The 9,842-nt window shown below is 42.5% G+C and carries 10 protein-coding genes and 1 tRNA gene; 7 read left to right on the top strand and 4 right to left on the bottom strand.

Translation table 11 applies throughout. The annotated features are described in order from the left end of the window. Nucleotides 1-222: 222 nt before the first annotated feature. Nucleotides 223-310 (bottom strand) — tRNA-Leu (locus ACESM0_RS08965). A gap of 315 nt (nucleotides 311-625) precedes the next feature. Here ACESM0_RS08965 and ACESM0_RS08960 point away from each other — a divergent pair. Next, nucleotides 626-1,693, top strand: a complete 1,068-nt coding sequence (locus tag ACESM0_RS08960; RefSeq protein ID WP_101072900.1) for a rod shape-determining protein — start codon at nucleotides 626-628, stop codon at nucleotides 1,691-1,693. 128 nt (nucleotides 1,694-1,821) lie between these two features. Beyond that, complete coding sequence (locus ACESM0_RS08955) at nucleotides 1,822-2,076, top strand: hypothetical protein (protein WP_372905699.1); 255 nt, start codon at nucleotides 1,822-1,824, stop codon at nucleotides 2,074-2,076. 1 nt (nucleotide 2,077) lies between these two features. Here the strand turns inward: ACESM0_RS08955 and ACESM0_RS08950 are convergent, their stop codons facing one another. Continuing rightward, on the bottom strand, nucleotides 2,078-3,922 hold the full coding sequence (locus tag ACESM0_RS08950; RefSeq protein ID WP_372905697.1) for a DUF5110 domain-containing protein: 1,845 nt from the start codon (nucleotides 3,920-3,922) through the stop codon (nucleotides 2,078-2,080). A 133-nt stretch (nucleotides 3,923-4,055) separates the two neighbouring features. Continuing rightward, complete coding sequence (locus ACESM0_RS08945; RefSeq protein WP_372905695.1) at nucleotides 4,056-4,340, bottom strand: HU family DNA-binding protein; 285 nt, start codon at nucleotides 4,338-4,340, stop codon at nucleotides 4,056-4,058. A gap of 186 nt (nucleotides 4,341-4,526) precedes the next feature. Between ACESM0_RS08945 and ACESM0_RS08940 the strand changes: the two genes are divergently transcribed. The 4 genes from ACESM0_RS08940 to ACESM0_RS08925 all read left to right on the top strand — a co-directional run bounded on the left by ACESM0_RS08940 (nucleotide 4,527) and on the right by ACESM0_RS08925 (nucleotide 8,881). Then, nucleotides 4,527-6,176: an alanine/glycine:cation symporter family protein gene (locus ACESM0_RS08940; protein ID WP_372905693.1), complete on the top strand. Its 1,650-nt coding sequence runs from the start codon at nucleotides 4,527-4,529 to the stop codon at nucleotides 6,174-6,176. Then, nucleotides 6,169-6,816: a uracil phosphoribosyltransferase gene (gene upp, locus ACESM0_RS08935; RefSeq protein ID WP_372905691.1), complete on the top strand. Its 648-nt coding sequence runs from the start codon at nucleotides 6,169-6,171 to the stop codon at nucleotides 6,814-6,816. The genes ACESM0_RS08940 and upp overlap by 8 nt, the downstream gene beginning before the upstream one ends. Nucleotides 6,817-6,902: 86 nt before the next feature. Beyond that, nucleotides 6,903-7,466, top strand: coding sequence for an LPS export ABC transporter periplasmic protein LptC (gene lptC, locus ACESM0_RS08930; RefSeq protein WP_372905689.1), 564 nt, complete (start codon nucleotides 6,903-6,905; stop codon nucleotides 7,464-7,466). After that, nucleotides 7,466-8,881: an OstA-like protein gene (locus ACESM0_RS08925; protein WP_372905687.1), complete on the top strand. Its 1,416-nt coding sequence runs from the start codon at nucleotides 7,466-7,468 to the stop codon at nucleotides 8,879-8,881. Before lptC ends, ACESM0_RS08925 begins: the two co-directional genes overlap by 1 nt. Nucleotides 8,882-8,952: 71 nt before the next feature. Here the strand turns inward: ACESM0_RS08925 and ACESM0_RS08920 are convergent, their stop codons facing one another. Beyond that, nucleotides 8,953-9,309, bottom strand: coding sequence for a four helix bundle protein (locus tag ACESM0_RS08920; RefSeq protein ID WP_372905685.1), 357 nt, complete (start codon nucleotides 9,307-9,309; stop codon nucleotides 8,953-8,955). Nucleotides 9,310-9,418: 109 nt separating this feature from the next. Between ACESM0_RS08920 and ACESM0_RS08915 the strand changes: the two genes are divergently transcribed. Beyond that, the coding region (locus tag ACESM0_RS08915) for a beta-ketoacyl synthase N-terminal-like domain-containing protein (RefSeq protein WP_372905683.1) at nucleotides 9,419-9,842 on the top strand (424 nt) is incomplete at its 3' end.

Below are 9,842 nucleotides of genomic sequence, written 5' to 3'. Positions count from 1 at the left end.
GGGATAAACTTCTCGCCCGGCAGATTGTATAGGAATCTTAGACATAAAAAAAGCTCCTGCATGTTATCCATACAGGAGCTTGTACCTCGGGCCGGGCTCCCCGATTCATCCGAATGCCTTCGGATTCATTCCCCTATGGCGGGATAAACTTCTCGCCCGGCAGATTGTATAGGAATCTTAGACATAAAAAAAGCTCCTGCATGTTATCCATACAGGAGCTTGTACCTCGGGCCGGGCTCGAACCGGCACTGACATTGTAATGTCAATTGGATTTTAAGTCCAACGCGTCTACCAATTCCGCCACCGAGGCATCCAATTGAATTGGAAGTTCTGTCTTTTCAAACAGATTTCAAATATAAGGGAATCCCCAATACTTGAACAACATTTTTTAAGGCTTTTTTCTTCTATCCACCTCGCCTTCTGATTTTCTGTTAAACTTCTGTTGCAACCCGGATATAATCATACTGAAACCCGGGAACAAAATGTGATTTACCGATTTAAAATAAAATTGGTTTTCATGCATCAAATCAGGAACAAACCTCCTCAAACTCAGTTTTGAATGTTGGGTGATTTTCCTCTGACGCGGAGCCCCGGAAAAATAATGAATGCCGAATCCTATCATTTTATGAATACTGAAACTGCTACCAAAACCACTGACAAACCTCGATCAAAAGCCAAAAAAGGATTTTTCAACTCTCTAAACAGTGACCTGGCGATTGACCTTGGTACTGCAAATACTCTCATCTACCTTCGCGACCAGGGTATCGTTCTAAATGAACCATCTATCGTCGCTCTCGACCCTAATGGCAAAATCATCGCGGTGGGAATAGAAGCTCAAATGATGCATGAAAAAACCCACAAGAACATCAGAACTGTACGTCCTTTGAAAGGCGGGGTGATTGCCGATTTTGATATCGCGGAAAAGATGATGCGCGAAATGATCAGGAAAGTAATGAAGAAGCGCTGGTTTGCTACCGTTAAAAAAATGCTTGTTACGGTTCCCAACGGCATTACCGCCGTTGAGAGAATGGCCGTGAGAGACAGTGCGGAAAATGCAGGAGCAAAAGAAGTTTTTCTGATTGAAGAGACCATAGCCGCAGCCGTGGGAATGGGACTGAATGTAAATGAACCGATGGGAAATATGGTAGTCGACATCGGTGGCGGAACAACAGAAATAGCCATTATATCGCTTTCCGGTATTGTTCATGCCCAATCGGTTCGAATTGGCGGTGAAAAAATGAATGAGGAGATTGTCAATTTCATCCGCAGAAAGCATAACCTGCTGATTGGGGAACGAACCGCTGAAAAAATTAAGCATGAAATTGGATCGGCCATACCCGGCGGTGAGGAGAAAGAGATGATTACAAAAGGTCGTAACCTCGTCAGTGGAGTACCAAAAACCCTAACAGTTACTTCAGAGGATGTACGCGAGGCTATTCATGAATCGGTAAATGCGTGTCTGGATGCCATCACAAAGTCCCTGGAAAATACACCACCGGAACTGGGTGCAGATATTCTGGATCGTGGCATCATGCTAACCGGCGGCGGCGCACTTCTTCGGGATCTTGACCGCATGATTTCTGAAGCCATTGAGCTCCCGGTTCATGTAGCTGAGGATCCGCTGACTACCGTTGTGAGAGGAACCGGAATAATTCTCGAGAATCATGAAGAGTATCAAAACTCTCTTTTTTAATATTTCGTAGCAAAGATTTTCCGAAGCCCTTAACTATAGGTAAAACCCCCTAGTTCTAAACCGCTATTTTATATTAATCGTCGATTTTTACTGTCAGGAAAGAGCGAATTCTGTGCCTTACACTCAGATTGGAATTTGTACTAAAAAATCAAATTCACCAAGAGAATTCACTTACTTACAATTATATCATTACATTGAAAAACAGCAGCATATCTCAGCCCGACTTCAATCCAGCCGCCATTGAAAAGATCGAAAAGTATATGAACGGTTCACTCAATACAGAGGATATTGAAGAGCTTTGGTCATTTTTTATTCAAAACCCGGATTGGTATTCATTTTTTGAAACCTACCTTACGATGCGTTCACTGTCTGATCAGTTTTGAATTAGAAATCTATCCTGAATTCAGTTCTCTCTCTATCATTTTGGGTCCAGTGTAAAACCAACTGTTGCCGGTCTGAATGATAACTCCAAGCCTCTTCATCTGAAATAACGTCTCCGTTTGCGGTTATTTGAACCGGTTCATCCACAAAATTAAAATAGATTGTGTAATCAGTTTGATCTCTCCTGCCGGGAAACTGATTGACCTGTGCCCCGATATTAAATGTTGCGTATCCATCCCCTTCAAAGTATCGATACGCAATGGTTGAGAATTCTCCAGATAGATAATCCAATGACTCTCCATCATCTTCATAAAGCCGAAAAATGCCGGAATCGCCTCCGTAAACATCCAAAATAAGTACTTGATTATTTTCTGTCACAACCGGAAAAGTGCCGTCCGTCCTCTTTGGGATTATAGCACCGGCTTTTACAAATAGTGGGATTTCGTACAGTGAGACGTTAACTTCAACCTTCTGATCTCCCTCAAAATATTCATTTGTTCCATAGTGATACCATCCTCCCTCAGGCAGATACAGCTCTCGGGTCTTCGTTGCCTCCTCAAATACCGGTGCCACTAAAAAGTAATCTCCAAACAGAAACTGGTCAGGATAATTTCGGTCTCCCGTAATGAGCTTGGTGCCTATGGTTCTCGCTCTGTTGGAGTAGCTGTAGATGTAGGGAAAGAGCTCGCGACGAAAATTTATCAGCTGCTGATAGTATTCCTGAATCGCAGCTACCTGATCTATTGACTGAAAAGGTGCGAACATCACGTTCTGAAAAGCGGAAAACTGCAGTGTCCGTATCATCAGCTCTTCGGAAATTTCATTTTCTTCTTGATTTAACGGATCATACCAATCCGGAAGAATGAGAAGCCATGAACTCTCGTAGGTAACCAGATCGGGATTTGAAAGAAAGTGAATGGATTTCCTGAGTGCCTCAAATCCGGAGCTTTCTACCGGCCTGTACCAGGGTAATGGTAGATTCTTATGAGTTGAATCGAGAAGGTTTTGAGCGGGATAGAGATCCAATGACCTGGAATTGGATGGTTCAGAATCTGAATTTTCTAAGGACGTGAAATCCGTATAAAATCTAAAATCTTCACTTTTCAATTCATCTGTAACAAGTCTGCCAATTTTGGTGTCGGCGAACGTCAAATTCCCACCACTGTAATAATGATCTAACAGCAGCCCATCGGTTGTATATCTATTTTGATTCGAAATCACACCAAAAACCCATGATGGCGGAATTCTTGACTGCTGAAGTCTTTTATTGACTTCGGGTTCCATGCGCCAGTCTGTAGTTTCGGGATAACCGGCTCCGAAAGGGATGACACTGCCATCTTTAGAAAAGTGCAACTTACTAACCTGAAGTCCTCCTGCACCTCCCGATTCCAGCTGTACTTTGTAAAAGCCTGCATCTTCAACCACAAGCACTACCGGCTCTTCAGTTAGCTGATCCTGATTTACCCAGTGCGGTACCTCTTCCGGAAGAAGTTCTATGCGATGAATGGATATCGTTTCATCTTGTTCATCTAGAAACCGTAATTGCAGTGGTTGAGATTTTTCGGTATTTGTATTTCCAAACAGCCAAAAAGCATAACTTCCCGGCTCTCGAATAAAAAAAGAGAATGAGGTCTCTCCAATTTTTCTCTCCTCTAGCGGCTCGGATACTAAAGCGAAAGCTACTCCTGATGAATCCGTTGCCCAACTAGCATTTGAATAAGCTGAATCTGTATGAATAGAAACAATGCCATCTGCATCATAAAAATCCGCAACAGGTGGACGATTACAAGACCAAAAGATGGTGGGAATAATAAAACAAAAGAGTCTGAATAGTATAGCTACTCTCATTTGAATAAATATGATTATGCGATCAGTGGTTTTTAAAATCGCTAAATCATATTCAAATAGGAAGGCATGTTTCAGATTTTTGCGAGTGTCTCTGATCACTTACTAACAGAAACCACTCGCTCAGACCTACTTATTAGTCGTGTGATTTATTAACCTGCTCTTTAAAATCTTTGGATATTTTCAAAACCGGTACATGCTGTTCCGGGACAATTACTTCTTCATTAGTCTTGGGATTTCTGGCTACACGCTGCGCACGTTTTACAACTTTAAAACTGCCAAATCCACGCAACTCTATATGCTCGCCTCGTTTCATGGCATCAATCACAGTGTCCATGAATCCATTTACCACAGCTTCAGTTTCTACTTTGGTAATTCCCGTCGAAGATGAGATTACATCAACAATGTCTGCTTTAGTCATAATTAGGGGATTTACATCTATTTTTATGAATTATTACGAAATCAATTTAGAGAGTATATTTTAACTCTTTAGTTTTGAAAGTAATTTTGAAAAGCTATCGTTCACTTCATAGCTTATTTCATAAAATTTTTAAGTAAATCTTTTATACATTCGGACTTGAAATAATTCAAAATCTAAATAATAAGAATGGAAACGCTAGAAAGAGCAGTTGATTTTTTAAATAACCTGGTATGGAACACCCCGGAAATGTTACCTCTTATGGTGATCGCTCTCTTGGGCTTTGGTATATTTATTACCATCAGAATGGGTTTTATACAACTTCGGAAATTTGGCCATGGTGTAAAAGTTGTAATGGGGCACTACGATAACCCCGACGACACCGGTGATGTCAACCACTTTCAGGCCCTCTCAACTGCTCTCTCGGCAACCGTTGGTATAGGTAATATTGCCGGTGTGGCTATAGCCATTCACTATGGCGGACCCGGAGCTCTTTTCTGGATGTGGGTCACTGCTTTTTTTGGAATGGCCATTAAATACTCCGAATGTTTGCTAGCCATTAAATATCGAATCAAAAATGCCGATGGGTCCGTTTCAGGTGGTCCGATGTATTATATTGAACGTGGTCTTGGCCCCAACTGGAAATGGCTGGCCGTCACCTTCTCAGCACTAGCCGTTATCTGTTCCTTCTTTACCGGTAACGCCATTCAGGCGAACACAGTTGCCGATGTAATGGAGAACTCATTCATTTTTACTGTTCCAACGTACGTGACCGGTCTTATTACTGCATCTTTGGTAGGTTTTGTAATTATCGGCGGTATCAAACGGATTGGATACGTAACAGCCCGTCTCACTCCTCTTATGGCCATTCTTTATGTGCTGGGAGCATTAGTTATACTTCTTTTGAATTATGACCAGGTTATTCCTTCATTTGTCACCATTTTCACATACGCATTCAACCCGGTTGCAGGAGCGTTTGGTGTAGGATCAGGACTTTTCATTACCACGATGGTTTGGGGAGTAAAACGAGGGCTTTTTTCAAACGAAGCCGGACAGGGTTCTGCCCCCATTGCTCACGGTGCTGCAAAAACGGAAGAGCCGGTTAGGGAAGGTGCTGTTGCGCTTCTTGAGCCTTTTATCGATACAATTTTAGTATGTACCATGACCGGCCTGGTTATTATCTCTACAGGAGTCTGGGATACAAAACATCCGACTGATGTAAATCTGAATTCTCCGGACATGGGTTACGAAGTTGTTGAAGTTGCTGAGAGTCCATCCATCCTTCAAGTGGACGGCGGTATTGTTCAAAACGGTACCCTGTTGAGAAACGACTTCACTATTGACACCCTCTATGTGGATCAGGGGCAAACCGAATTCTTTACCGGAACCATTGACATGAGTACACACACCGCTTTCCGATCGGATACCGGCGAAAGTTCAGGCACAGTTTATGGAAATGCAGTTTACAATGGAGCAACACTCACTTCCCAGGCGTTTGAAGTAGGCCTGGCTCCACTTATGCCCGGTGGGAAGTATATCGTTACAATCTGTGTGCTTCTGTTTGCGATCTCTACATCTATTGCGTGGAGCTACTATGGAGACCGATCTATTCAATATCTCTTAGGGGACAAATCAATCATCTACTACAAGGGAGTCTATATATTGCTTCACTTTGTGGGAGCAATAACAGCGTTAGGCACAATCTGGGCAATAGGTGATATTGCTCTCGGCTTGATGACCTTCCCGAACCTGATCGCGCTATTCGCTCTTTCCGGTGTAGTCTATGCTACTTCCAAGGAGTATTTCCAACGAATGGAAGAAACCGATTACGATGAGTAAGCGCCAGGAAGTTTTAGACAAAGTAACTATAATTGATCACCCGGTGGTCTTAAGGGACCTCTCTATTCTGAGAGATAAAACCACCGGTACTGCTGAATTCCGGGCGGCACTGGGGCGTATTGCAACTATTCTCGCTTACTTTGCTCTTAAAGACCTGCCTCTACGGAAAACTTCCATTCATACCCCAATTACCGAAACCGCAGGCTGCGAAATTGATACAGAAATAATCATTGTGCCAATTCTTCGCGCCGGTTTGAGCCTGGTAAACGCTATCATCAATTTTATTCCGGATGCAAAAGTCGGCCACCTGGGTATGTACAGAGACGAAGAGACACATAAACCGGTGGACTACTATTCGAATCTTCCTAAAGGAGTAAAAGACGGATTGGTTCTTGTCGTTGATCCTATGCTTGCAACTGGCGGCAGCGCTGATGACGCCATCACATTTATGAAAAAGCAGGGAGCCAACAATATCCGTTTTATTTCGTTAATTGCTGCACCGGAAGGCTTGGAACGAATCAGTAAAAAATATCCTGAAGTACAAATCATTACCGCAGCTGTTGATGAAAAATTGAACAGCGATGCATTCATTGTTCCGGGTCTGGGTGATGCGGGTGATCGGTATTTTGGCACTACATAATTCACTTTAATTCAGGAAGATTAAGCCAATTTGTTTCAGTCTCTCCGAAACAGTTTTTTATACAAATAAACTACAGAATTCTATTTGTGTCTGACTTTCGAGTTCATCATATCATCCCGGTCTTTTTAATCTCTTTGCTTATTTCTGGAGCTTGCAGTGATCTTTCTGATTACGATAGTGAGCAGGTAGAATCAACTTTAAACGACTCGCTTATCACATCCACCGAAAGCTGGGACGTACAAATGACGCTCATGCAGCAAGAAAAAGCCCGTATTTTAATTGAGGGAAGCTATGCGATAACCTATCAAACACGTGAACGTTCAGAAACGCATATCGACGGCCCGGTCTACGTTCAACTTTTCGATACCACCGGTTCTGTTGAAACGGAAGCCTGGAGCAAAAGAGCCGTATATCTGGAAGAAAAGAGTGAATTTGAACTGTACGACTCCGTTCGCGTACTCACAAATACAGACCGCGAGCTCTATTCGGATTATTTAGTCTGGTCACAAAAGACGGATCGAATTACCTCGCCCCGGTTCGTAACCATCATCACTCCAACCGACAGTATTTCTGGGCGTAGTTTTGACGGATTAACAAATCTGTCTGAGTATGTGATCGAAGAACCTCGTGGAAGCCGTGTAGTTGACTGATGAAAGTTCCAATTTTACATAGAAAAGCGGCTATAATCTTTCTTGGTATTCTATTCCTGGTCCCAACTATCGTACTTTCTCAAACCCGTGTAAATATATTGGGTGCGGATGATGGCGAGGGAACTGTCATCAACGGACAGCTGGTTCAAAAACTTTTGGGTAATGTTAAAATTTCGACCGAGAGCATGATGTTGGATGCCGACAGTGTTTATCAATTTACAGAAGAAAACCTGTTTCACGCATTCAATATTCAGATAGAAACGGAATCTGAAATGATCTGGGCCGACACACTCTACTACAATACATTAACCGACTACAGTGAACTTCGAGGCCGCGTCATCATTCAGTCCGAAACCAATACGGTTTTTAGTAACGCGATGGATGCCGCTCTCGCCCTGGACCTGATTATCTTTAGCGATCCCATACGATTTGAGGATGAACGAGGTACACTTCTGGCCGAATCAGGGCTCTATTACCAGGATGTAGACAGTGCCGCATTTCGAGGAAATGTACAACTGGCTGACAGTACTCAATATCTGGAGTCGGACTCCCTTTTTATGAATCGACAGGAGGATCTTTACGAACTGTTTGGCCGGGTTTATGCCGAAGATTTCGAAGATAAAGTCATTTTTACAGGAGATTATCTCTATGCCGATTCTACAGGATATAGATTACTTGAAGGTGAAGATGCCTGGCTGATGGAGCTGAGCGACAGTGAATCGGATACCACACATCTGCTTGCAAAAAAAATTGAACTCCTGGAAACCGATTCCACATCTACAATGGACGCCTTTGAAGATGTCCGGATCTGGTCTACAAAATTTTCAGCCCTTGCAGACACCGCGCTTTACAGGGATCATGAAGAGAAATTTGAATTGAGATCGAATCCGAAACTCTGGCAGAAAAACATTCAGTTAACCGGGCCTGTTATTGAAGCACATCTCGAGAATGGTGATATCCGGTTTTTATCATCCTACCCTCGCCCTATTGCCGTACAGGAAGATACAGTAACCGGGCGATTACATCAGATGGCGGGAGATACTCTGCACGCCTTTTTTAACGATGGTGTTGTTGAGCGAATAGTCGTTTTTGACGAAAGTGAGATTATTTTTCATCAACGTGACGAAAATGACGAACCGGATGGGCTGATTGAACTAGTAGCTCAGGGATCCTCCACCATGTATTTTCTTGATGGAGAATTTGATCTGTTCAAAGCCGAACGGAACATTGATGGCTCCTACCTGCCTGAATCGCCTGAGAACGTGAATCGTCAACTGGATAATTTTTCATGGAATCCGGAACAGAAACCTCGAAGACCCATGATTCAGATCCCTCGTCTGCCTGCTATCCCCGAAGAGAGGCCATTTGATCTACCGCCGAGGTATCTTCGATATTTGGAGAATAATCAGAATTGAGACAGATATGAAACAGATTTGAGATATGAGATTTGAGAAATGAGAATCATGACGACACTCATTTCTTTTATTTACTCTTTCGATAAGTTTCTTTGGAGAGAATAAATCATTTTCTGAATTTCATCACACATTTGAAACAGTTCATCAAACTTATTTTTTTGAATAAACTCTAAATTCTTTGAAATAATAAGTTGAATTTCTACTTCACATGCTGATCCATAAGCAATTCTTAAAAAATGACAGAATTCTTTGGATCCTTTCCTTCCCGCTCCTTCAGCAATATTTGAACTAATGGATACTACTGAACGTCTTATTTGAGAAACTAACCCATACTGTTCAAGTGAAGGATACGAATTGGTCGTTTTATAGATTTCTGTGGCAAATTGGACTGAATTCTGCCAAATCTTTAGTTTTCTAAAATTATTCATCTTGGTCACCTATATCTTATATTCAATTCATTTTATATATGACACAATAACTGATTCATCCTTACAACTTTTTATTTGGAAACATCTCAAATCTCATATCACTTATCTCATGTCTGACCAAAAAGAAACCTTTATTGTTGATGCCATTCGAACTCCAATTGGAAATTTTCGTGGATCGCTCTCCCCTGTTCGAACCGACGATTTAGCTGCCCATGTTATCAAATCATTGATGGAAAGAAATTCAGACCTTTATCCTACTGCTATCAATGATGTGATTATGGGATGTGCCAATCAGGCCGGCGAAGATAATCGGAACATAGCCCGTATGGCTCTTCTTTTGGCAGGACTGCCATTTACCGTTCCCGGTGAGACTGTGAATCGGCTCTGTGCTTCCAGTATGTCGGCCGCCGTTCATGCCAATCGGGCTATCAAAGCAGGTGACGGAGATCTGTTTATTACCGGCGGTGTGGAGCATATGACGCGCGGCCCATGGGTTATCTCAAAATCATCCAAGCCGTTTGGAAATGATTCGG

The organism is Rhodohalobacter sp. (assembly GCF_041686455.1).
GTDB lineage: Bacteria > Bacteroidota > Rhodothermia > Balneolales > Balneolaceae > Rhodohalobacter.
This window is presented reverse-complemented; position numbering and strand designations above follow the sequence as displayed.

What these genes read in the sequence shown, in the direction of transcription:
- ACESM0_RS08960 (WP_101072900.1), top strand. Translation starts at nt 626, where the DNA reads ATGAATACTGAAACTGCTACCAAAACCACTGACAAACCTCGATCAAAA.
- ACESM0_RS08950 (WP_372905697.1), bottom strand. Translation starts at nt 3,922, where the DNA reads ATGAGAGTAGCTATACTATTCAGACTCTTTTGTTTTATTATTCCCACC.
- ACESM0_RS08945 (WP_372905695.1), bottom strand. Translation starts at nt 4,340, where the DNA reads ATGACTAAAGCAGACATTGTTGATGTAATCTCATCTTCGACGGGAATT.
- ACESM0_RS08940 (WP_372905693.1), top strand. Translation starts at nt 4,527, where the DNA reads ATGGAAACGCTAGAAAGAGCAGTTGATTTTTTAAATAACCTGGTATGG.
- upp (WP_372905691.1), top strand. Translation starts at nt 6,169, where the DNA reads ATGAGTAAGCGCCAGGAAGTTTTAGACAAAGTAACTATAATTGATCAC.
- ACESM0_RS08925 (WP_372905687.1), top strand. Translation starts at nt 7,466, where the DNA reads ATGAAAGTTCCAATTTTACATAGAAAAGCGGCTATAATCTTTCTTGGT.
- ACESM0_RS08920 (WP_372905685.1), bottom strand. Translation starts at nt 9,309, where the DNA reads ATGAATAATTTTAGAAAACTAAAGATTTGGCAGAATTCAGTCCAATTT.